This is a genomic window from Neobacillus citreus (genome assembly GCF_018343545.2).
GTDB lineage: Bacteria > Bacillota > Bacilli > Bacillales > Cytobacillaceae > Neobacillus > Neobacillus citreus.
In genome coordinates this window covers 1-23852 of sequence record NZ_JAGYPE020000048.1, presented here as the reverse complement: position 1 = coordinate 23852, position 23852 = coordinate 1, and the positions used below count along the sequence as shown (strand labels likewise).

At 47.6% G+C, this 23852-nt stretch carries 18 protein-coding genes; 15 read left to right on the top strand and 3 right to left on the bottom strand.

Annotated features, from left to right (window positions below):
- Positions 1–98: 98 nt before the first annotated feature.
- The gene (locus KHB02_RS21325; RefSeq protein WP_213147944.1) at positions 99–2168 is read right to left on the bottom strand and encodes a transglycosylase domain-containing protein; all 2070 of its coding nucleotides are present in this window, start codon (positions 2166–2168) and stop codon (positions 99–101) included.
- A 225-nt stretch (positions 2169–2393) separates the two neighbouring features.
- Here KHB02_RS21325 and speE point away from each other — a divergent pair, with 225 nt between their 5' ends.
- The 5 genes from speE (at position 2394) to KHB02_RS21300 (ending at position 6935) form a co-directional block, all read left to right on the top strand.
- Positions 2394–3224 (top strand): spermidine synthase, encoded by an 831-nt coding sequence (gene speE, locus KHB02_RS21320; protein ID WP_213147945.1) that lies wholly within the window; start codon positions 2394–2396, stop codon positions 3222–3224.
- A 54-nt stretch (positions 3225–3278) separates the two neighbouring features.
- On the top strand, positions 3279–4151 hold the full coding sequence (gene speB, locus KHB02_RS21315; RefSeq protein ID WP_213148108.1) for an agmatinase: 873 nt from the start codon (positions 3279–3281) through the stop codon (positions 4149–4151).
- Positions 4152–4373: 222 nt separating this feature from the next.
- On the top strand, positions 4374–4784 hold the full coding sequence (locus tag KHB02_RS21310; protein ID WP_213147946.1) for a YwiB family protein: 411 nt from the start codon (positions 4374–4376) through the stop codon (positions 4782–4784).
- Positions 4781–6451 carry an arginine--tRNA ligase gene (gene argS, locus KHB02_RS21305; protein ID WP_213147947.1) on the top strand — a complete coding sequence of 557 codons (1671 nt, stop codon included), beginning with the start codon at positions 4781–4783 and terminating at the stop codon, positions 6449–6451. The genes KHB02_RS21310 and argS overlap by 4 nt, the downstream gene beginning before the upstream one ends.
- 304 nt (positions 6452–6755) lie before the next feature.
- Positions 6756–6935, top strand: a complete 180-nt coding sequence (locus KHB02_RS21300) for an H-type small acid-soluble spore protein (protein WP_213117100.1) — start codon at positions 6756–6758, stop codon at positions 6933–6935.
- A gap of 36 nt (positions 6936–6971) precedes the next feature.
- Here the strand turns inward: KHB02_RS21300 and uvsE are convergent, their stop codons facing one another.
- Both uvsE and cls read right to left on the bottom strand, forming a co-directional pair.
- Positions 6972–7931 (bottom strand): UV DNA damage repair endonuclease UvsE, encoded by a 960-nt coding sequence (gene uvsE, locus KHB02_RS21295; RefSeq protein ID WP_213147948.1) that lies wholly within the window; start codon positions 7929–7931, stop codon positions 6972–6974.
- A 58-nt stretch (positions 7932–7989) separates the two neighbouring features.
- Positions 7990–9192, bottom strand: a complete 1203-nt coding sequence (gene cls, locus KHB02_RS21290; protein WP_213147949.1) for a cardiolipin synthase — start codon at positions 9190–9192, stop codon at positions 7990–7992.
- 186 nt (positions 9193–9378) lie between these two features.
- On the opposite strand from cls, the gene KHB02_RS21285 reads away from it, so the two are divergent.
- From KHB02_RS21285 to KHB02_RS21240, 10 genes are all read left to right on the top strand, one after another.
- Positions 9379–11490, top strand: coding sequence for a heterodisulfide reductase-related iron-sulfur binding cluster (locus tag KHB02_RS21285; RefSeq protein WP_213147950.1), 2112 nt, complete (start codon positions 9379–9381; stop codon positions 11488–11490).
- Positions 11491–11814: 324 nt separating this feature from the next.
- Positions 11815–13002, top strand: a complete 1188-nt coding sequence (locus KHB02_RS21280) for an acetyl-CoA C-acetyltransferase (protein ID WP_213147951.1) — start codon at positions 11815–11817, stop codon at positions 13000–13002.
- Between the two features lie 195 nt (positions 13003–13197).
- Positions 13198–14049, top strand: a complete 852-nt coding sequence (locus KHB02_RS21275; protein ID WP_213147952.1) for a 3-hydroxybutyryl-CoA dehydrogenase — start codon at positions 13198–13200, stop codon at positions 14047–14049.
- 201 nt (positions 14050–14250) lie between these two features.
- Positions 14251–15381, top strand: coding sequence for an acyl-CoA dehydrogenase (locus KHB02_RS21270; protein WP_213148109.1), 1131 nt, complete (start codon positions 14251–14253; stop codon positions 15379–15381).
- A 141-nt stretch (positions 15382–15522) separates the two neighbouring features.
- Positions 15523–16662, top strand: a complete 1140-nt coding sequence (locus KHB02_RS21265) for an acyl-CoA dehydrogenase (RefSeq protein WP_213147953.1) — start codon at positions 15523–15525, stop codon at positions 16660–16662.
- Positions 16663–16804: 142 nt separating this feature from the next.
- Complete coding sequence (locus KHB02_RS21260; protein WP_213147954.1) at positions 16805–17437, top strand: TetR/AcrR family transcriptional regulator; 633 nt, start codon at positions 16805–16807, stop codon at positions 17435–17437.
- 45 nt (positions 17438–17482) lie between these two features.
- Positions 17483–20743, top strand: a complete 3261-nt coding sequence (gene icmF, locus KHB02_RS21255) for a fused isobutyryl-CoA mutase/GTPase IcmF (protein ID WP_213147955.1) — start codon at positions 17483–17485, stop codon at positions 20741–20743.
- A gap of 135 nt (positions 20744–20878) precedes the next feature.
- The gene (locus tag KHB02_RS21250) at positions 20879–21076 is read left to right on the top strand and encodes a hypothetical protein (RefSeq protein ID WP_213117109.1); all 198 of its coding nucleotides are present in this window, start codon (positions 20879–20881) and stop codon (positions 21074–21076) included.
- A 133-nt stretch (positions 21077–21209) separates the two neighbouring features.
- Positions 21210–21800, top strand: a complete 591-nt coding sequence (gene rpoE / locus KHB02_RS21245; protein WP_277398331.1) for a DNA-directed RNA polymerase subunit delta — start codon at positions 21210–21212, stop codon at positions 21798–21800.
- Between the two features lie 265 nt (positions 21801–22065).
- Entirely contained in the window at positions 22066–23661 is a 1596-nt protein-coding gene (locus tag KHB02_RS21240; protein ID WP_213147956.1) for a CTP synthase, read from the top strand.
- Positions 23662–23852 lie beyond the last annotated feature (191 nt).

The window sequence follows — 23852 nt, the reverse complement described above, 5'->3', positions numbered from 1 at the left end:
TTTTTTCAAAAATGGGTAGTATTATAAGAAGTGTGAAAACACTGTAAGACTAGGACAGGAAAAAGCTCCGGGGCTGAACCCGGAGCTTTTTCCGTTCATTAACTCCATGGAAGAATGCGTTTATACCATGGGGTTTTTTGGTCATCGCCATTCTTATCATGCTTTTTCGAACCGCCTTTGCCGATATGCTCGGTGCAATATTCGGTTGGTTCAGTGCCAGTCACGTAGTAGGTGAAGCGGCGGACTGGGCAATCCCTGGTCGCCAGCTTGCCGTTCGTCGGGTCGACGTAAAGCCCGATGACACCCTCTTTTGGCGGCTTGAATGCTTTGACGGGCTTGCCGTCCAAAGCCTCCTCCATGAAATTCGCCCAAACGTTCTTCGCATACGTTTTCTCGGCAGTAACATCAAGCGGTTTGCCGATATCATAGCCTGCCCAAACGGCCGTCACCAGCTGTGGCGAGAAGCCGATCATCCAGCTGTCCGTTTCCGTCGAACCGGACTTTCCGGCATAGGGGCGGGTCAAGTCGTTGATGATAGTGCTTCCCGTAACCCTGGCATAGCCGCTAAGCTTAGGGTCGAACACACCGGTCATCATTTGCGTCATGACGAACGCTTTGGCCGGGTCCAGCACCTTTTCTTCTTTATTTTCCTTTTCAAAAATGACATTGCCATTAAAGTCTTCCACTCTCGTAATCAGGTTCGGGCTGACCTTTTTGCCGCCATTGGCGAACATGCTGTAGGCGTTCGCCATTTCAATCACTCGCACCCCTGAGGTACCCAGCGCAAGTGACGGCACCTTCGACATTGTGGTGGACAGGCCGAATTTCTTCGCTGTATCAATTAATGTTTCTTCCCCTAAAAAGAGGTGGGTTTTTACGGCAAAAATATTATCCGAAACGGCAAGGGCCTGAGCAAGAGTAATCTCGCCGTCAGCATACTTGTTGTTAAAATTATGCGGCGTATAGTCGGCCTGCCCGTCGTCAAACTGGAATTTCGTAAACTCGCTCCGCATCGTTGACGATGGCGTGAAGCCGTGCTCAAGGGCAGCGTAGTACAGGAGCGGCTTGATGGTCGAGCCTGGCTGGCGGACCGCCTGAACGGCCCGGTTGAACGGACTTTTTTCATAATCCCGGCCGCCGACCATCGCCTTAACATTGCCGTTTTTCGGGTCCATTGCGACAAGGCCGACCTGAATTTCCGAGGATTTTGAGACATACCGATTGACCTGCTCCTCAGCCGCCTCCTGCTGCTTCATGTTCAGTGTCGTATAGACCTTTAGGCCGCCGAGGGCGATGGTCCGGTCATCGAGATGAAGCTGATTTTTCAAGGCTTTTTTAACCGCATCCTGAAAATAAGGGGCGGTCCTTGCTTTAACCGTCTGGTGTTCCCCCACGAAGACAAGGCGCTGCCCGGCCGCAATTTGGGCTGCATCTTTCTTGATGTATCCGTTTTTCACCATGCTTTGCAAAATAATGTTTTGCCGCGCTTTCGCGTTTTTGATAGACCGGAGCGGTGAATAGATGCCCGGCCCCTTCGGAATGCCGGCGAGCAGGCTTGCTTCTGCCAGCGAGAGGTCGGCTGCTTTTTTACCATAATAATATTGGCTGGCTGCTTCGACCCCATAAGCGCCGTTGCCGTAATAAATCGTATTTAAATAGCCTTCTAGAATTTGTTGTTTTGAATAGTTCATCTCGAGGCGGATCGCATAAAAGGCTTCGGTCAGCTTACGCGTCCAAGTTTTGTCATGCTCGAGGAAAAGGTTCCGAGCGTATTGCTGGGTGATGGTACTTGCCCCCTGAACCTTGGCGAAGGCCTTGATATCGGCGAGAACTGCCCCGGCAATCCGCTTATAATCAAACCCATGATGCTCGTAAAAATTTTTATCCTCAATCGCAATGGTCGCATTGACGAGATCCGGAGAGATATCGTTAAGCTTTGCCCAGTAGCGCTTCTGGCCGTTATTGCTTTCGCCGATCAGCGTTCCGTCGTCAGCGAAGAATAACGTCGACTGCGGAACGGCGAGCGGCGGCGGTCCTAGTATTTTCGCATAGGCGAGGACGCCGAGGAAAAGTACAAGCATACAAATCATGCCAATCAAGCTGATGATGATTAGAGCACGCAAATATTTAACTGTTTTTCGAAAACCGTGATTCGTCATGACTTCCATGCTAACTTCACCCCCTGTTTTTTTGTAATACCGTTCTGACGGGAAATTTTGGATTTTGGAAAAAACCGATAGTAATAGTATTGAAAAAATAGACTCTTTTTAAACAATTTTTTGCAGGAATTTGAAACATTTTTGCTAGACTTTTTCATGTGTTTGTAATTCAATAGTTTGGGTAGTATAAATTTGAAGTGTTTATTAGAAAAAAGAGGAAAGGAAGATGGTTAGATGGGCGGACTTTGGTTTACGGAAAAGCAGACCGAGAACTTTGGGATTACGATGAAAGTGAATCAAACTTTACATACAGAACAAACCGAGTTTCAAATGCTGGAAATGGTAGAAACAGCCGAGTGGGGCAACATGCTCTTGCTAGACGGCATGGTCATGACTTCGGTAAAAGACGAGTTCGTCTACCATGAGATGGTCGCACATGTGCCGTTATTTACGCATCCGAATCCGGAGAATGTGCTGGTTGTCGGCGGCGGTGATGGCGGCGTCATCCGCGAGGTGTTGAAGCACCCAAGTGTGAAAAAGGCGACGCTTGTCGATATCGACGGGAAAGTAATCGAGTATTCGAAGAAGTTCCTGCCTGAGATTGCCGGCTGGCTGGACGACCCTCGTGTCGATGTCCGCGTTGATGATGGGTTTATGCACATTGCCAATAGTGAAAATGAATACGATGTCATTATGGTAGACTCGACTGAACCGGTTGGACCCGCCGTGAACCTGTTTACAAAGGGATTCTATGCCGGGATTTCCAAGGCATTGAAGGAAGACGGAATCTTTGTGGCCCAGTCAGACAACCCGTGGTTTAAAGCGGATCTGATTCGCAATGTGCAGCGTGACGTTCGTGAAATTTTCCCGCTGACCAACCTTTATGTTGCCAATATCCCAACCTATCCAAGCGGCCTGTGGGCATTCACCATCGGATCGAAAAAATACGATCCGCTCGCAGTCGGCGACGACCGCTTCCACGACATCGAAACACGATACTACACAAAAGAACTCCACAAGGCAGCCTTTGTTCTGCCGAAATTTGTGGGGGATTTGTTGAAATAAAATGGTCTGGTGATGTATTGGGGGGCGTACCCCCGTTAGAAAGGGGAATAAATGATGCGTTTTGATGAAGCGTATTCGGGGAATGTATACATTAAGAGCCACCCGAATTTTGAGGAGAGTCAGGTTGTATTATATGGAATGCCGATGGACTGGACGGTAAGCTACCGCCCGGGTTCCCGTTTCGGCCCGGCACGGATTCGCGAGGTGTCGATTGGGCTTGAGGAGTACAGCCCGTACCTCGACCGCGAGCTTGATGAAGTAAAATATTTCGATGCGGGCGATATTCCGCTTCCGTTTGGGAATGCCCAGAAGAGCCTTGATATTATTGAAGATTTCATTGACCAGGTATTGGCTGCCGAGAAGTTCCCGTTTGGCATGGGCGGGGAGCACCTAGTTTCCTGGCCGGTTATGAAGGCTGTTTTTAAAAAATATCCGGATTTGGCGATTATCCATATGGATGCCCATACCGACCTGCGTGAAAATTATGAGGGTGAGCCGTTATCGCACTCTACACCAATTCGTAAAATCGCTGAGCATATTGGGCCGCACAACGTGTATTCTTTCGGCATCCGTTCCGGGATGAAGGAAGAATTCGAGTGGGCCAAACAAAACGGCATGCATATTTCCAAGTTTGAAGTGCTTGAGCCGTTAAAGGAAATTCTGCCGAAGCTTGCTGGTCGTCCGGTTTATGTCACAATCGATATCGACGTCCTCGATCCGGCGCATGCGCCAGGAACTGGTACCGTCGATGCGGGTGGAATCACCTCAAAAGAGTTGCTTGCTTCGATTCATGCGATTGCCCGTTCTGAGGTAAATGTGGTCGGCTGCGACCTTGTTGAAGTGGCGCCAATCTACGATGTATCCGAGCAAACAGCCAACACAGCTAGCAAACTGATTCGCGAAATGCTGCTTGGCTGGGTGAAATAAGTGTTGCATGGGGCAGACCCCCGATAGAGTAACGCGTTAAAGCAATGGGGGTCAGACTCCCTAAAAGATGCCTGCCCTTTTTTGGGTGGGCATCTTTTGATTTGTAGGTAAACCATGTTTATAATAGGAAAAGTATGCGAAACGGTGTGTAAGTCAATGTTATAGACATGGACAGAGAAAAAAGAGCTTATCAAGGTTCCTTTTTTTAAAGAGGAGTGCAGCATGGAGATTCCTGTAAAGATTAACGTGAAGACAACGATTGATGACCAAGAGACGTTTGAACTGACGGTGTTTGGCCGCTACTTTCAAAAAGATCAGGCTTCCTACCTGCAGTATGAGGAAGTGCTGGAGGAGGGGATGGTGCGCACGATTGTGAAAACATCCCAAGACGAGGCCCTAATCCTAAGAAGCGGCCCTTTGAAGATGCGCCTGCCCTTTCAACTGAATCGGAAGCTTCGCGGCAGTTACGAGCTGGCGTTTGGGACGTTTGAGACAACGACAAAGACGCGGAAGCTTGTCTATTCATACGACAATGGCAGCGGACATATCAGCATCCTATATGATTTTGCCATGCAGGGAACGCCTGCCGGTACATACCATTTAGAAATAAGTTTTCAGGAGGAACAAAAATGAACATTGTGGGACAAGTGCAGCAAAAGATTAAGGAGGAAATTCGGGCAGCGGTGCTGAAGGCAGGGCTTGCGTCCGAAGAGCAGATTCCGGATGTGATTCTCGAAACCCCGAAGGAGAAGGCACATGGCGATTATTCGACCAACATGGCGATGCAGCTGGCGCGGGTGGCGAAGAAGGCGCCGCGGATGATTGCCGAGGCCCTTGTGGAGAACTTCGACCGTTCCAAGGCTTCGATTGAAAAAATGGAAATTGCCGGGCCGGGGTTTATAAATTTTTACATGAATAATTCGTATTTGACTGAGCTGATTCCGACAATTTTGCAGGCAGGGGACAAGTATGGCGAGACGACGGTTGGCGGCACCCAGAAAATCCAAGTGGAATTCGTGTCGGCGAATCCAACGGGCGACCTTCACTTAGGACATGCTCGCGGTGCGGCGGTCGGTGATTCTTTAAGCAACATTTTGGCCAAGGCTGGCTATGATGTGTCCCGTGAATATTACATCAATGATGCGGGAAATCAGATTAATAACCTGGCGCTTTCTGTTGAAGCGCGCTATTTCCAAGCGCTTGGTCTGGAAAAAGAAATGCCGGAGGACGGCTACCACGGTGCGGACATTGTGGGGATTGGCAAGCAGCTTGCGGAAGAGTTTGGCGATAAATATGTAAATGTCTCTGAAGAAGAGCGGTTTGAATTTTTCCGGGAGTATGGCTTGAAATATGAAATGAAAAAGCTCCAAAGGGACCTCGAGGACTTCCGTGTCCGCTTTGATGTGTGGTACTCGGAAACATCGCTTTATAAAAATGGAAAAATTGACACGGCGCTGGCGGCATTGCGGGAGAGCGGCTATATCTATGAGCAGGACGGGGCAACCTGGCTGCGTTCCACCGAACTTGGCGACGACAAGGATCGCGTGTTGATTAAGCAGGACGGCTCTTACACGTATTTGACGCCGGATATTGCCTATCACAAGGACAAACTTGAGCGCGGCTTTGAAAAATTGATCAATATTTGGGGAGCGGACCATCACGGTTATATACCAAGGATGAAGGCGGCGATTCAGGCGCTCGGCTATGACCGCGAGGCACTCGAGGTTGAGATCATCCAGCTTGTTCATTTGTATAAAAACGGCGAGAAGATGAAGATGTCGAAGCGGACCGGAAAGGCTGTAACAATGCGGGATCTGGTCGATGAGGTCGGCCTCGATGCGACGCGTTATTTCTTTGCGATGCGCAGCTCGGATACCCATATGGACTTTGATTTGGATTTGGCAGTATCGCAGTCCAATGAAAATCCGGTTTATTATGCGCAGTATGCTCACGCAAGGATTTGTTCAATTTTGCGGTCTGGCGAGGAGCAGGGATTTGCAGTTGATTCCGGCGCTGATTTTTCAATGGTGGCTTCTGAAAAGGAAATCGAATTGTTGAAAAAGTTGGGCGAGTTCCCGCATGCGGTTGGCGAAGCGGCGTTGAAGCGCGTGCCGCACCGGGTTACCAATTACATTTTTGAATTGGCTTCGACGTTCCACAGCTTTTACAATGCGGAAAAGGTGCTCGAGGCTGGTGAGCCTGAGCGGACTAAGGCACGCCTTGGATTGGTGAACGCTGTGCAGATTACGTTACGGAATGCGCTGGCGTTGATTGGGGTTTCGGCACCGGAAAAAATGTAGCATATATTATCAGATTCGAAATGCCTCCTTTTTTGGAAAAGGGGGCCTTTTTATTGGGGTTGGAGAGTAAATTGGGGATTTTGGCGAGTAAATAGATTAAACCGACGAGTAAATCTCGAATTAAGCGAGTAAATTTAAAAAGTTGGCGAGTAATTGCCAGAAACTGACGAGTAAGCAAAAAATGACGCACAAAATTAGATTAACGGCCCTTGCTATTTATCAAATAGTCCCTAAAAATATGAATACCCTCCAAAAAAATGCAAATAGTAATAGTGTACTTATTTGTGAGGAGTGGACCGAACGCATGAATGTAGGCAGAGCGAAGGAAATTTTGGAATCCGCGGATATGATTAATGTGACCTATGAGGGAACGCCGGTCATTATCCAGCATGTGGACGAAGCATCGAAAATGGCGCGGATATATTCCAGGACGGATCCTGAACATGAGCAGGACGTTCCTGTCTTAAATTTAATTGAAGAATAAAAGAGTCTCCGGGGTCGGGGACTCTTTTTACTGGAGTTATTTAATTTCTAGCGCACCTCCGCTAATCCGCTTAAAGCCGCGAATCTTGCTTAAATCCTCCACCAATTTCAAACAGGCTTGATCCTTTGCTTTCGCCTCAATCATGAAATCAACATCCTTTCCAGCCTCTTTCAGCAATTTTAAAAAGGGCATGATAAACTCTGGGTCGACGAAATCCGCATGGGACCGGTATTCCTTTTCCGACTTGGGAGAGGAGATGTGTACCTTCGGCAAGAGGCTCGGCCTATGGGACCAGGTTTGGAAAATCCGTGGCAGCAGTTCCTCAAGCGGCTTGGTGCAAGGATTGGCCATATGGTGATGGTAATCAAAAATGAACGGAATCGTCTCTTCTTCACATACAGCCAGCGTCTCTTCTGCGGTATACGTTTTGTCGTCATTTTCTAAGGTCATAATATTTTTTATATGAGCAGGCAAGGCTTTCAGGTTTTGATGAAAACGGGAAAGGGCCTGCTGTTTGTCACCATAAGCACCGCCGATATGGATGTTAATCAAGCTATCCGCCGCAACTTCCATGGCGTCCAGCATTTGAAAATGGTAGGTCATGTCGATCACCGCGTTCTCCGTAATTTGCTGCTTTGGCGAGGTAAACAAGGTAAATTGGTTCGGGTGAAAGCTGACCCTTAGGTTATGCTTTTTCACAAGGTCGCCAATTTCCTGCCACTCGCTGCGAAATGGGGCGACGAAGTCCCAGCGCACCTCCGGATGGGTGGCAAGCGGAACAATCGAGCTGGAGAATCGATACAGCTCCAGCTCATGAGCCACATTATAATGGAGCATCCGCAGTGTGTGGTTCAGATTTTGTTTCGTAATCTCGCGGAGTTTAGCCGCCCGCTCCTCAGAGTTCAGCTGTTGATACCGCGCAAAGGTAAGCGTCTTGGCCGGAGAGGCATCCCACAAACTAATCGCATGCGAAACATACCCAAAGCGAATTCTCATTACTCCCACCTCCCATAGAAATAGTTCACGCCAAATGTTCACGCCAGTGCCTGAGGCCTTATAAAAAGTAAGAAACCACTCCAGCAACAGCTTCTTTCATCGATCTGGCCAAGTTTGGTTTGTTCAGTTGCTCGAGTGTGAGCCGAGTGGAGTCGTGGACGTCTTTGTCCAGTATGCCTTTTATTCTGTCAATAAAGCTTGGGTCGTAGATGTAGCAGTTGATTTCTTGGTTTAAAAAGAGGCTGCGTTTGTCAAAGTTGGCGGTACCGATGTCGGCGACCTTGTCATCAATGACGATGGTTTTGGCATGGTAAAACCCTTTATTATACTGATATACCAATGCACCTACGCGAAGCAGCGTTCGTAAATATTTGAACGACGCCTCTTTCACGAGTATGTGGTCAGAAACTGACGGTACAATGATGGTCAGACAGACGCCCCGTTGCACCGCCTTCTGCAGCTCCGCAAAAATCTTTCTGCTTGGAATAAAGTAAGGTGTGCCGATGGTAATTGATTTTTCGGCCAATTGGATGAGACTGATGAACATACATTCCAGCTGATTGGCTTCTGTCGGAATAAATTGCTGGCGGACGGAACCCTTAGGCAATTTCGGGAAATATTTTGCCTCACCTTGCAAGTCAACCCCCGTGCATCGCTCCCAATCAATCAGAAACTCACTTTGTAGAAAATTGACGCTTTCACTGCTGATTTTTAGATGATAATCACGCCATGGGCCAAGGCTTGGTTCTTCGTCAATATATTCCTTCCCGATATTAAACCCGCCAAGATAGCCAATTCGCCCATCGATAATCGAAATCTTCCGGTGGTTCCGGACCTGCATCGAGTAAAAAAGATAGGGGAGCTTCACCGGATTGCTGAAGGCAAACTCGACCCCCGCCGCGCGTAGCTCTTTTATCTCAGATCCTTTTACTTTCCAGCTGCCAAGCCGGTCGAGCAGCAAGCGAACCTCAACTCCGGTCCGTGCTTTTTCTTTTAAAATTGAAAGAAATTCCTGACTAAAGGCATCATCCTTTACAATATAAAACAACACATGGATATGTCTTTCTGCCTCGCGCAGCACGGAGAAGTAGTCGTAAAACAGTTCCTTGCCATGAGGAAAAATGTCAAAATCACCATGCAGGATGGGAGTTTCCATTTTTCTTACAGAAGAATGATGCTTCTGTCGCCCTAGACAAAAGTCTAGAATAAGCCATATAATGAAAAGTAAGACAATTCCGAAAAAAATGACGAAAAAATTCATTGGAAAACCTTCCTCCAATCAGTTTCGTTAGTTTTTCCAACAACAAACATTTCTATAAGTTAGTAAAAATGGATTGACTGAATGCTCATTCATATTATAATAGAGTTAAGGTAAGTTCAGAAAATTTGTTATTTTTAACAACAAGTAAAAAACTTAGGGGAGAAATCAACGAAAGGGGCTTTTTTCATGAATGGACTTTTATGGGTCAACCTTATTGCCTTCTTGGCCGTAACCGCTTACGCGCTCAGCCTGTTCGTCTATGTTGTCAAAACACGGATCGAATATATGAAGCTTGGCAAAAAGGAAGAGTTTGACAACAATGTCAAAGAACGTATGCGAAAAATCTGGGTTATGGTATTCGGGCAGAAGAAGCTTTTAAAGGATAAGAAGAGTGGTGCCATCCACGTTATGTTCTTTTACGGCTTCATTCTTGTTCAATTTGGAGCGATCGATTTTATTTGGAAAGGGCTTGCACCAGGATCCCACCTTCCACTTGGACCGCTTTATCCGGCATTTACATTCTTCCAGGAGATCGTCACTTTAGTCATTTTAGTGGCCACTTTCTGGGCATTTCATCGCCGTTATGTTGAGAAACTTGTCCGCTTAAAGAGAGGCTTTAAATCAGGTCTTGTCTTAATCTTTATCGGCGGCTTAATGATTTGGGTACTATTAGGAAACGGAATGGGCATCATCTGGCATGGTGAAGAAACTTCCTTGGCAGAACCAGTGGCATCTCTCATTTCAATCATCTTCGCCGGTATCGGCAAAACAGCAGCAGTGTCCATCTTTTATGTAGCATGGTGGCTGCACTTGATTTTCTTATTGGCATTCTTAGTATACGTACCGCAAGGAAAACACGCTCACTTAATTGCCGGTCCTGCAAACGTTTACCTGAATCGTTTGGATAAGGCAGGCAAATTGAGAAAGATTGACTTCGAGGACGAAACCGCTGAATCATTTGGCGTTGGAAAAATTGAAGACTTCACACAACTGCAAATGATGGACTTCTATGCTTGTGTAGAATGCGGCCGTTGTACAAATATGTGTCCGGCAACCGGCACAGGCAAAATGCTGTCGCCAATGGATTTAATCGTGAAAATGCGTGATCATCTCACCAATTACGGTGCGGCTGTGACGCAAAAACAGCCGTGGGTACCAACATTTGCATTTTCCGGTACAAAGGGCAACCAGCTAGCGCTTGCCGCTGCAGGACAAGGTGCTTCCGAAACGGCAGCAACTTCCATCTACAGCCCTAGCCTGATTGGCGATGTCATCACCGAAGAAGAAATCTGGGCTTGTACAACCTGCCGTAACTGTGAAGACCAATGTCCGGTTATGAATGAGCACGTTGAAAAAATTATTGACCTTCGCCGTTACCTAGTTTTAACAGAAGGAAAATTGGACGCTGATGCACAACGCGCGATCACTAACATCGAGCGTCAGGGCAACCCTTGGGGCTTGAACAGAAAAGAGCGCGAAACATGGCGCGAAGCTCGTGAAGATGTTCATGTGCCGACTGTCAAAGAAATGAACAAAGCTGGCGAAGAGTTCGAGTACCTGTTCTGGGTTGGCTCAATGGGCTCTTACGACAACCGCAGCCAGAAGATTGCGTTGTCCTTCGCTAAATTGTTGAACGAAGCAGGCGTGAAATTCGCTATCCTTGGAAACAAAGAAAAGAACTCGGGCGACACGGTCCGCCGTCTTGGAAACGAGTTCCTGTTCCAGGATCTTGCTGCGAAAAACATTGAAGAATTCGAAAAGGCTGAGGTTAAGAAAATCGTTACGATTGACCCGCACGCCTACAATATTTTCAAAAATGAATACCCTGATTTCGGGTTGCAGGCTGAGGTTTACCACCATACGGAGGTTCTTTTCGAACTTGTCCGCGATGGCCGTTTGAAGCCAAAGCATGCAGTAAACGAAACGATAACGTTCCACGATTCTTGTTACTTAGGACGTTACAACGACGTTTATGATCCGCCGCGTGAAATCTTGAAGGCCATCCCAGGCGTGAAGCTGGTGGAAATGGAACGGAACCGTGACAAAGGAATGTGCTGCGGCGCCGGCGGCGGCTTGATGTGGATGGAGGAAGAAACAGGACACCGCATCAACGTGGCACGTACAGAGCAGGCATTATCGGTGAACCCATCTGTCATTAGCTCCGGCTGTCCATACTGCTTGACAATGCTGTCAGACGGTACGAAGGCGAAAGAGGTTGAAGACAAGGTTGCTACCTACGACGTGGCTGAGCTTCTTGAAAAAGCTGTCTGCGGCGAGCCTGCGGCAGTGGCATCGTAAGACTGAAAATTGAATTTTAAAATAGCAGAGGTTGATTGCATACACGCGAAAAAATTTTAGGAATTTTGTGTAAAACAATTCAACTTCTGCTATTTTTTTTGTAAAATAGAATAAGTGGATTAAAACGCTTACATTTCCTTTTTAAATTAAATGCGTGGGCAGGGTGATCCCCTGGACCTGCGTTAGTTTTTGCAGCAGTGTTGAGCGAGCGTTCAGTCGATGATGAAATCAGCACGCTCCCATTTTTTTATGTACCGGTGACTGAAAATTGGGAAAAGGCATAATTGTTTTTTGAAATAAAAACAGGGGAAAGGAATGTTTTGAATGAGCAGAACGGTTATCTTAAGCGGGGTTAGAACGCCTTTTGGTAAATTGGGCGGGGCATTGAGCGGCTTTAGCGCTTCTCAGTTAGGCGGTATAGCCATTAAAGAAGCGTTACAACGTGCTAATGTGAATCCGGAAGACGTGCAAGAAGTGATATTTGGATCAGTCCTGCAGGGTGGACAAGGGCAAATCCCATCCCGCCAAGCTGCGCGGGGCGCTGGGCTGCCATGGGAAGTGAAAACAGAAACGATTAACAAGGTCTGTTCATCAGGCTTACGCAGCGTCACGCTTGCTGACCAAATCATCCGCGCCGGCGATGAAGAAGTGATTGTTGCAGGCGGTATGGAATCAATGTCAAATGCACCGTACATTTTGCCAAAAGCAAGGTGGGGCCTAAGAATGGGCGACGCGGCTGTTCAGGATTTGATGATTCACGATGGATTGAGCTGCAGCTTTACCGGCGTGCATATGGGAACGTACGGAAACTCGACTGCTGAAGAGATGTCGCTTAGTCGCGAAGCACAGGATGAGTGGGCATTAAGAAGCCACCGGCGGGCAATTGAAGCAATCGAGAGCGGCAAGTTTGCCGAAGAGATTGTGAAGGTGGAGGTGCCGCAGCGCAAAGGGGCGCCGGTAGTAGTCGAGCATGATGAAGCGCCGCGGAAAGACACTTCTATAGAAAAATTAGCTAAGCTTGGACCGGCGTTTAATGGCGAAGGTACCATCACAGCCGGAAACGCACCTGGGGTCAATGATGGAGCCGGTGCACTCGTGTTGATGAGCGAGGAACGTGCGGAGCATGAAGGCCGGCGGGTAGAAGCGGTCATCATCGGTCAGGCTGCGATTGCGGTAGAAGCCAAGGACTTCCCGCAAACACCGGGACTTGTTATCAATGAAATTTTACGAAAAACAGGCCGAAGCCTTGAGGAAATTGACTTGTTTGAAATTAACGAAGCGTTTGCGGCCGTAGCGCTGGCAAGCGGCCAAATCGCCGGCTTGGATCCGGAAAAAGTCAATGTCAACGGCGGTGCGGTTGCCCTTGGCCATCCAATTGGCGCAAGCGGAGCGCGAATCATCATTACTTTGTTGCATGAGTTAAAGCGCCGCGGCGGCGGGATCGGCATCGCGGCCATCTGCAGCGGCGGCGGCCAGGGCGATGCGATTATGATTGAGGTGCCGAAGAGGTAAACAACTTTGCTGAAAGGCAGACCGGCGGGCGGCAGTAACTGTCGTATAAGGCGTCGTTACTGTCGTATAAGTGACCATAACTGTCGCATAAGACATCCTTACTGTCGGATAACTATTTTTTACTGTCGATACGCAAAAATAATACAAAAATCAAGGCCGGATTTCATTTCCGGCCGCCAAATCGGAGGGGAAAACATGAAAGTAGAAAAGGTAATGGTAATTGGGGCCGGCCAAATGGGCTCGGGAATCGCCCAGGTATGTGCACAAGCTGGTTATAAGGTTATTTTAAACGATTTGAAATCGGAATTTGTTGAGCGCGGACTCGGAGTAATCAACAAAAACCTATCCCGCAACGTTGACAAAGGCCGCATGACCGAGGAGCAAAAGCAAGAGGTTCTGAGGAACCTGACTCCATCAACAGACCTGCAAGACGCATCCGGCGTGGATCTTGTCATCGAAGCAGCTGTTGAAAACATGGAAATCAAAACAAAAATCTTTGCGCAGCTAGACGAAATTGCGCCGGCGCATGCGATTTTAGCAAGCAATACCTCCTCGCTGCCTATCACGGAAATCGCGGCAGCAACGAAGCGCCCGGAAAAGGTCATCGGTATGCACTTCATGAATCCGGTGCCAGTTATGAGGCTGGTGGAAATCATCCGCGGCTTGGCAACGGCAGATGAAGTGTATCAAGTCATCGAGGACATGACAAAAACGTTATCCAAAGTGCCTGTAGAGGTAAACGACTTCCCTGGCTTTGTTGCCAACCGCGTGCTAATGCCGATGATAAACGAAGCGATCTATACATTATACGAGGGCGTGGCCACGAAGGATGCCATCGACGAAGTGATGAAGCTTGGCATGAACCACCCAATGGGGCCGTTAACGCTCGCCGACTTTATCGGTTTGGATACCTGCCTTTACATCATGGAAACATTGCACGAAGGCTTTGGCGATGACAAGTACCGCCCATGCCCGCTGCTGCGTAAATATGTAAAAGCAGGCTGGCTGGGTAAGAAGACTGGACGCGGATTTTATGTATACGAATAAGCTTTGAAGTCGTCAAATTTTACAAAAATAGAAAGATAGAGATAACGATATGGTCTACTCGGGAGAGAAATTTTTCAAGAATAGCAGTAGGGGTCTTAAAAATAGGGGTAGCAAGATTCAAGCAAAGAATACAGTATCCTCGAGAAAGGGGCTTTAAAAATGAGTTCGGTCACACTACTTTCTCCAAAAGGGGAGTTCAGCATGAATCTTACATTCACAGAAGAGCAAGAAATGATGCGCAAAATGGTGCGCGACTTTGCCGCCATTGAAGTTGCGCCGTTTATAGAAAAAATGGAGAAAGGGGAATTTCCGCGTGAGATTCTCCGCAAAATGGGCGGGCTAGGCTTAATGGGCATCCCGGTTCCGGAGCAATACGGCGGCGCTGAGATGGATTTCACCTCCTATATCATCGCCATCAACGAGCTTTCCAAGGTGAGCGCGACAATGGGTGTGATCTTGTCGGTACACACCTCCGTTGGTACGAACCCGATTCTTTACTTTGGAACGGCGGACCAGAAGCAAAAGTACGTACCAAAGCTTGCTTCAGGCGAGTATCTTGGGGCCTTCTGCTTAACCGAGCCGAGCGCCGGGTCGGATGCTGCCAGCATGAAGTCGCGGGCGGTTCGCGACGGCGACCATTATGTGATTAACGGTTCCAAGGTCTTCATCACCAACGGCGGCGAGGCCGATGTTTACATCGTTTTTGCAAAAAACAATCCGGAATTGGGCGCCAAAGGGGTATCTGCTTTTATTGTTGAAAAAAATACCCCTGGACTTGTGATTGGCAAGGACGAGAAGAAAATGGGCCTGCATGGCTCGAGAACGGTACAGCTTACGTTTGAGGATATGCGCGTTCCGGTTGAGAACTTGCTTGGTGCTGAGGGCGAAGGTTTCAAGATTGCAATGGCTAACCTCGATGCCGGCCGCATCGGAATTGCCGCCCAGGCGCTTGGAATTGCCGAAGCCGCACTATCGGCCGCAACCGAATATGCGAAGGGGCGCCATCAATTTGGGAACCCGATTGCCGCCCAGCAGGGGATCGGATTTAAGCTTGCTGATATGGCGACGAATGTGGAGGCTGCTAGATTACTAGTCTACCGAGCTGCAGATTTGCGTGGGCAAGGCTTGAAGTGCGGTATGGAAGCGTCGATGGCGAAGCTTTTTGCAACAAGAACAGCGGTGGAGGTGGCGACAGAAGCAATCCAGGTCTTCGGAGGCTACGGCTATACTGAGGATTACCCAGTTGAGCGCTACTTCCGTGATGCCAAGGTGACGGAGATTTATGAGGGCACGAGCGAGATTCAGAGGATTGTAATTAGCAAGCATCTTTAGGGATGGAATTGTAGATAACCTTTGGGATTTTGTAGATATATTTTAAAAATTGTAGATATCCCTTGGAATTTTGTAGATATATTTAAAAATTTGTAGATATCCAATCAATAATTGTAGATAAAACTGAGGAGGATACCCAAAATGAACTTCAAATTAACCGAAGAACATGAAATGATTCGCAAAATGGTGCGCGATTTTGCGCAAAACGAGATTGCTCCGACGGCCGCTGAGCGTGATGAGGAAGAGCGCTTTGACCGGGAGATTTTTGACAAAATGGCGGAGCTTGGCTTAACGGGAATTCCATGGCCGGAAGAGTACGGCGGCATCGGCAGTGATTATCTTGCTTACTGTATCGCGGTTGAAGAGCTTTCCCGCATCGATTCATCAGTCGGGGTTACCCTTTCCGCACACACATCTCTTGCCAGCTGGCCAATTTACAAGTTCGGTAATGAAGAGCAAAAGCAAAAATACCTTCGTCCACTGGCCGAAGGTTCAAAAATCGGTGCTTACGGCTTAACGGAGCCTGGCAGCGGCTCTGACGCAGGCGGGATGAGAACGATGGCACGCCTTGAGGGCGACCACTACGTGCTGAATGGTTCAAAAATTTTCATTACCAATGGCGGTGAGGCCGACATTTATGTCGTATTTGCACTAACCGATCCATCCAACAAGCAGCGCGGTACAACAGCATTTATCGTTGAAAAGGATTTCGCGGGATTCTCTGTTGGGAAAAAAGAAAAGAAACTGGGTATTCGTTCCTCACCGACAACAGAAATTATTTTTGAAGATTGCAAGGTTCCGGTTGAAAATAGACTTGGCGAAGAGGGCGAAGGCTTTAAAGTGGCGATGATGACACTGGATGGCGGCCGGAACGGCATCGCGGCGCAGGCAGTCGGTATTGCCCAAGGCGCTCTTGATGCAGCAGTTGACTATGCGAAGGAACGCGTTCAGTTCGGCAAGCCAATCGCCGCCAACCAAGGCATCAGCTTCAAGCTTGCCGATATGGCGACAAACATTGAAGCAGCAAGACTATTAACCTATCAGGCAGCATGGCTTGAGTCCAACGGTCTTCCGTATGGTAAGGAGTCCGCTATGTCTAAACTGTTTGCAGGCGATACCGCGATGAAGGTAACAACAGAAGCAGTTCAAGTGTTCGGCGGCTACGGCTATACGAAGGATTATCCGGTCGAACGCTTCATGCGCGATGCGAAAATCACGCAAATTTACGAGGGCACTCAGGAAATTCAGCGCCTTGTTATTTCTAGAATGATTACGAAGTAAAACGAAAAGCGGAAGCGCCTTGACCAGGGGCACGAGGCTAGACGAGCCGGCGAGAAGGCTGCTTTTTAGCCTTCTTGACGGATTGGCTGTAGACCTTCGAGCCCCTAGGCGCTGTAGCTAGACAAGGAGCGGTTCGAGCGCGATGAATAAACGGGAGGTTCAGGCCTCGGTCAAAGACGAACGCCTTGTGCAAAAAAGGCGTGATCAAATGATCAAAGGGGCCGTTGCACTTTTTAAAGAAAAGGGGTTTCATCGGACAACGACCCGGGAAATTGCCAGAGCGGCGGGCTTTAGCATCGGGACATTGTACGAGTACATCCGGACGAAGGAAGATATTTTATATCTGGTCTGCGACAGTATCTATGATCATGTGAAGGAGCAGCTCGAGGAGAACCTTGATCACAAGCAAGGGACATTAGAGAGCTTAAAAGTGGGAATTGCAAACTTTTTCTATGTTATGGATGAATTGCAGGACGAAATCCTCGTCATGTATCAGGAAGTAAAATCCTTATCCAAGGACGCCCTTCCATATGTGTTAAAAAAGGAATTAGAGATGGTCGCCATGTTTGAAAATATGCTCCACAAATGTGTGGAGAACGGCGAACTTGAGCTGTCGGAAAAACAAATCAAAATCATCGCCCACGATATTTTTGTCCAGGGGCAAATGTGGGGCTTCCGCCGCTGGGCGCTCCGGAAGCTGTTTACGCTTGAGGAATACATCGAATTGCAGACTGAGTTTATTTTTAAAGGGCTTGGGGTAAAAAGGGACGGTTAAAAGAAGTAATTCAAGAATTTTAAAATACAAGGGGGCCAAATTGAGATGAGTACAACCGGAAAATATCAGCCGAAGCATCATATTCGCTTTGTGACCGCGTCGAGTTTGTTTGACGGCCATGATGCTTCCATCAATATCATGCGGCGCATCCTTCAATCAAGCGGAGCCGAGGTTATTCACCTTGGCCACAACCGCTCGGTCGAGGAGGTTGTCAACGCTGCCATTCAGGAAGATGCCCAGGGAATTGCGATTTCCTCTTATCAAGGAGGGCACGTTGAATACTTTAAATACATGTACGACCTATTAAAAGAAAAAGGCGCATCGCATATCCGCATTTATGGCGGCGGCGGGGGCGTCATCATCCCAAGAGAAATCAATGAACTCCAAGAGTACGGCATTGCCGGAATCTTCTCTCCGGAAGACGGCCGAAAGCTCGGGTTGCAGGGCATGATCGACCAGATGATTCAAGAGTGTGATTTTTCAACGGTTGCTTCAGAAAATATCCCAGAGCAAATCGAAAAGCTGCCGACGGGTGACACGAATGCCGTTGCCAAGCTGATTACAATTGCGGAAAATCATGTTGACCAAAAAAATGAGGCGGCTGCCACAGCTGAGCAGGTTCTTGAAAAAGTGAAGGAGCTGGAGAAGTCGATTCCGGTTATCGGGATCACCGGTACAGGTGGCGCTGGAAAAAGCTCGCTGACGGACGAATTGATCCGCCGTTTTATCAACGAGTTTCCAGCCAAAAAGGTTGCGATCCTTTCAGTTGACCCAACCAAGCAAAAAACGGGCGGTGCGTTGCTTGGCGACCGAATCCGTATGAATGCGATTTTTTCACCAAACGTCTATATGCGCAGCTTGGCAACCCGTGCATCAAGGAGCGAATTGTCGCTGGCCATCAAAGACGCCGTAGCGGTCACGAAGGCAGCCGGATTTGACTTGGTCATCGTCGAAACGAGCGGAATCGGCCAGGGCGACGCTGGCATCACGGAAATTTGCGATGTCGCGATGTACGTCATGACCAGCGAGTTCGGGGCGCCATCCCAGCTGGAAAAAATCGACATGATCGACTTTGCCGACCTGATTGTCATCAATAAATTTGAGCGTAAGGGCTCCGAGGACGCGAAGCGCCAGGTGCAGAAGCAGTACCAGCGCAGCCATATGCTTTTTGAAAAAGACCCATCCGAAATGCCGGTGTACGGCACAATTGCCAGCCAGTTCAATGACCCTGGCACGAATGCCTTATTTGCGGCTCTTGTTGAAAAAATCAATGAAAAAGCTGCGACCGATTGGGTTACTTCATACAGCAAAGAGGCGAAGGTCGAAAAGCAAAACATCATCATCCCGACGGACCGCCGTTATTACTTACGGGAAATTTCCGAGACCGTTCGCGGCTATCATAAAAAAGCGGAGCAGCAGGCGAATATTTCCCGGAAATTATTCCAGCTGGAAGGCGCCATAGAAGCGGTGAAGAGCCAGCCGGAAGTCGTTGCAGCCCTCGAAGCGGTTAAACAGCAAACCGAAGCGCAGCTGACACCTGAGTCAAAGCGTATTCTTGACGGCTGGGAAAAAACAAAAGAAGCGTACTCCGCCGATAAGTTCGTCACGAGAATCCGCGACAAGGAAATCATTACAATTTTAAAAACAAAGAGCTTATCAGGGCTTGATATTCCAAAAGTGGCCCTGCCAAAATACAAGGATTATGGCGAAATCCTGCGTTGGGTGTATCGTGAGAACCTGCCGGGCTCCTTCCCGTACACAGCAGGAGTATTCCCGTTCAAGCGTGAAGGGGAGGATCCAAAACGCCAGTTTGCCGGGGAAGGCACACCGGAACGGACGAACCGCCGTTTCCACTATTTATCGAAGGACGATTCGGCAAAACGCCTCAGCACGGCCTTTGACTCGGTGACCCTATACGGGGAAGACCCGGATTACCGTCCCGACATTTACGGTAAAGTCGGCGAAAGCGGCGTCAGCGTTTGTACGTTAGACGATATGAAAAAGCTGTACGATGGCTTCGACCTTTGTCATCCGTCGACATCCGTATCGATGACGATCAACGGTCCAGCGCCTATTATCCTGGCGATGTTCATGAACACGGCAATTGACCAGCAGCTAAAACGTAAAGAAGCTGAACTAGGCCGTGTCCTAACTGTCGAAGAATTTGCCGAAGTTCGAGCCTATACGCTGAAAACCGTCCGCGGTACAGTTCAGGCTGATATTTTAAAAGAAGACCAAGGCCAAAATACATGTATTTTTTCTACAGAATTTGCTTTAAGGATGATGGGCGATATCCAGCAATATTTTATCGACCATCAGGTGCGTAACTATTATTCCGTGTCGATTTCCGGGTACCATATTGCCGAAGCGGGAGCGAACCCGATTTCGCAGCTGGCATTTACCTTGTCGAACGGTTTCACGTACGTTGAGTATTATTTGAGCCGCGGCATGAACATTGATGACTTCGCGCCAAACCTGTCGTTCTTCTTCTCGAATGGTTTGGATCCGGAGTATACTGTGATTGGCCGGGTGGCTCGTCGCATTTGGGCGACTGTCATGCGTGACAAGTATGGTGCCAACGAGCGCAGCCAAAAGCTGAAGTACCATGTGCAGACATCGGGCCGTTCGCTGCACGCGCAGGAAATCGATTTTAATGATATCCGCACAACGCTTCAGGCATTAATGGCGCTGCACGATAACTGTAACTCGCTGCATACGAATGCATACGATGAGGCGATTACTACACCGACCGAGGAATCGGTCCGCCGGGCAATGGCGATTCAGATGATTATCACTAAGGAGCACGGCTTGACGAAGAATGAAAATCCGCTTCAGGGCTCGTTTATCGTAGAAGAGCTGACTGATTTAGTTGAAGAAGCGGTACTTCAAGAATTCGAACGGCTGAATGACCGCGGCGGCGTGCTGGGCGCAATGGAAACTCAGTACCAGCGCGGCAAGATTCAGGATGAGTCAATGCACTATGAAATGTTAAAACATACGGGCGAACTGCCGATTATCGGGGTAAATACGTATTTGAATCCAAATCCTCCATCCGAGGAAGCGATTGATAATATGGAATTGGCTCGGGCAACGACGGAGGAGAAAGAGCTGCAGATTCACAATTTGCGTGCCTTCCAGGATGCGCACGCAGCAGAATCCGATGCAGCGCTGAAGCGGTTGAAGGAAGCGGCCACAAGCGGCGGCAACATCTTTGCCGAACTTATGGAAACCGTCAAAGTCGCCAGTCTCGGCCAAATCACACGCGCCCTATACGAAGTAGGCGGACAGTATCGCCGAAATATGTAATGAGTGGAGACGTTAATCAAAAGGGGGGCACTTCCCCCTTTTTTGATTTTCAAAAAATATTTTCCAATATTATGATATATCCTATATAATCAATATAGTATTTTACCTCCAGAGGTTATGGGCAGGTGTCAGCTTATGAGAGTAAATCATATCATCATGGTTTTAATAATTACAGCCTGGCCATTATATTATCTTTATGAACTGCAACTAGGTGCTGTTTCGTTCCTGTTGCTGGCCATCTTCTTTTTGTACATATCTCTTAAAGAGCTAAAAATAGTAAGAGAACAGATTAAAAAGAATGAAGAGAAGCCAAAAAAGGAAAAAATCAAGTAAAACAAACAGCTAGAACTAGCATAAACCTCTAGAATTTGTTTATAATGAGGAATATGCGTTTTTAAGGAAAAACTTTGAAATAGCCGTTATTCACTCTACTAAGAGTGTTAAATAGAGAAAGGAAGTGCCGATATTGAGTTTAGCAATGTACTCAAAAGAGGAGCTGCAAGAGTTATCGCTTATCGAAATGGCTTATGAATTTATGAAAAATAGTAAGCAGCCAGTCGCCTTCGCCGATTTAGTGAAGGAAATTACCAAGGCTGCGGGTATTTCTGAATCAGAAATGCGTGCTCGTCTGGCACAGTTTTACACCGATTTAAATATCGATGGCCGATTCTTGACTTTAGGTGAAAACCGCTGGGGACTTCGCGTTTGGTATCCGGTTGATACCCAAGAGGAAGAAGTTGTCGCAGTCGTCAAATCGAAGAAGAAGAAGAAGAAGGTTGTCGAAGACGAGGATATCGATGAAATCGACGAATTTGCAGAACTTGATGACGAAGACTACGACGATGTCGACGACTTTGAAGAGGAAGATGATCTCCTTGACGATGAAGAGGAGAACCTTGACGAGATTGATGAAATCGACGACGAATTCGAAGATGAAGATGACGTTCTTGAAGATGACGAAGAACTTGAATTCGAAGATGATGAAGAACTTGAAGATGACCTAGAAGAGGAAGAAGAACTTGAACTAGAAGATGAGGAAGAGGACGAGGATCTCTAATCTTAAACATCTCATCTCGGGATGAATAGGCTTGACTTTTTCATCAGCCCCTTGTATCATCTTGTTTGGGCTCCTTAAAAAGGACCATTCGAACGAATGTATACGCGCTCCCTTACAATGCGTAAGAGGAGCGCTTTTTATTTTGATAAAAACCCAGCTTTTATGGGGTTTTTTATTTTTTGGAGCAGCAGAAAAATAATTTTTGCAAAAATACCCTTTAACATTCTGAATAATGCACAAACTGTATCTGAGGGGGAATATTTACATGACAAAGTATATTTTTGTAACTGGCGGTGTTGTTTCATCGCTTGGAAAAGGAATTACCGCCGCATCTTTAGGACGCTTATTGAAAAATCGCGGCTTAAGCGTGACCACTCAAAAATTAGACCCGTACATCAACGTTGACCCGGGAACAATGAGCCCGTATCAACACGGCGAAGTGTTCGTAACCGATGATGGTGCGGAAACGGATTTGGATTTGGGCCACTATGAGCGTTTTATTGATATTAACGTAAACAAATACAGCAACGTGACAACTGGAAAAATCTATTCCACTGTCCTTCGCAAAGAGCGCCGCGGTGACTATCTTGGCGCAACCGTGCAGGTTATCCCGCACATCACGAACGAAATTAAAGACCGTGTCTTCCGTGCCGGCAAAGAAACCAATGCTGATGTGGTGATTACGGAAATCGGCGGTACTGTCGGTGATATCGAGTCCTTGCCGTTTTTAGAAGCAATCCGCCAAATTAAGAGCGATATTGGCAGTGAAAACGTCATGTATATTCACTGTTCACTTGTTCCTTATATTAAAGCGGCTGGTGAAATGAAAACAAAGCCAACCCAGCACAGCGTAAAAGAGCTGCGCAGCCTTGGCATTCAGCCAAATATTATTGTTGTTCGTACTGAAATGGAAATTTCGCAGGATATGAAAGATAAACTAGCGTTATTCTGTGATATTGATGCAAAAGCGGTCATCGAGTGCCGTGATGCCGATACGCTATACTCCATTCCGCTAGCTTTGCAGGAGCAGAACATGGACCAAATCGTCTGCGACCATTTGAAGCTGCAAACTGGGGAAGCGGATATGACTGAGTGGAAAGCGCTGGTTGACCGCGTGCTGAGTCTTGCCAACAAGACTCGCATCGGGTTAGTCGGTAAATACGTGGAACTTCAGGATGCCTATATTTCCGTTGTGGAAGCGATGAAGCATGCTGGTTATGCATTTGATTCCGATGTAGAAATTAAATGGATCAATGCCGAAGAGGTTACCCGTGAAAATGTGGTGGAACTTCTTGATGAGGTAGATGGAGTGCTGATTCCAGGCGGCTTCGGCGACCGCGGTGTCGAAGGGAAAATAGAAGCGATCCGCTATGCGCGTGAGTCTAAAAAGCCATTGCTTGGCATTTGCTTAGGCATGCAGCTGGCGACTATTGAATTCGCCCGCAATGTCCTTGGCTATAAAGATGCTCATTCTTCTGAGTTCGTACCGGAAACACAGCATCCGATCATTGACCTGCTTCCAGAGCAGAAGGATGTCGAGGATTTAGGCGGAACGTTACGTCTTGGACTGTACCCTTGCCGTGTTGTTGAGGGAACAAAAGCCCATGAAGCGTACGAAAATAATGTCGTTTACGAGCGCCATCGTCATCGTTATGAGTTCAACAATCATTATCGTCAAGAAATGGAAGAGGCAGGCTTTGTCTTCTCAGGGACAAGCCCAGACGGCCGTTTAGTGGAAATCATTGAGTTGAAGGATCACCCATGGTTTGTGGCATCCCAATTCCATCCGGAATTCATCTCTAGACCAAACCGCCCTCAGCCATTGTTCCGTGACTTTATTAAGGCTACTTTACAGAAATAATTTTTTGAAATAATAAGACCAGTTATCCGGGTGCGGGACTGGTCTTTGTTTTTTAGTTAAAAATGGGCGGTTGGCGGGTGAAATGAGGAATTTGGCGAGTAAATGGTGATATTCGGCGAGTAAAAGTTAAAAATGAGCGAGTAAATCATGAAATTCGGCGAGTAAATTTCTATTTTAGGCGAGTAAATCAA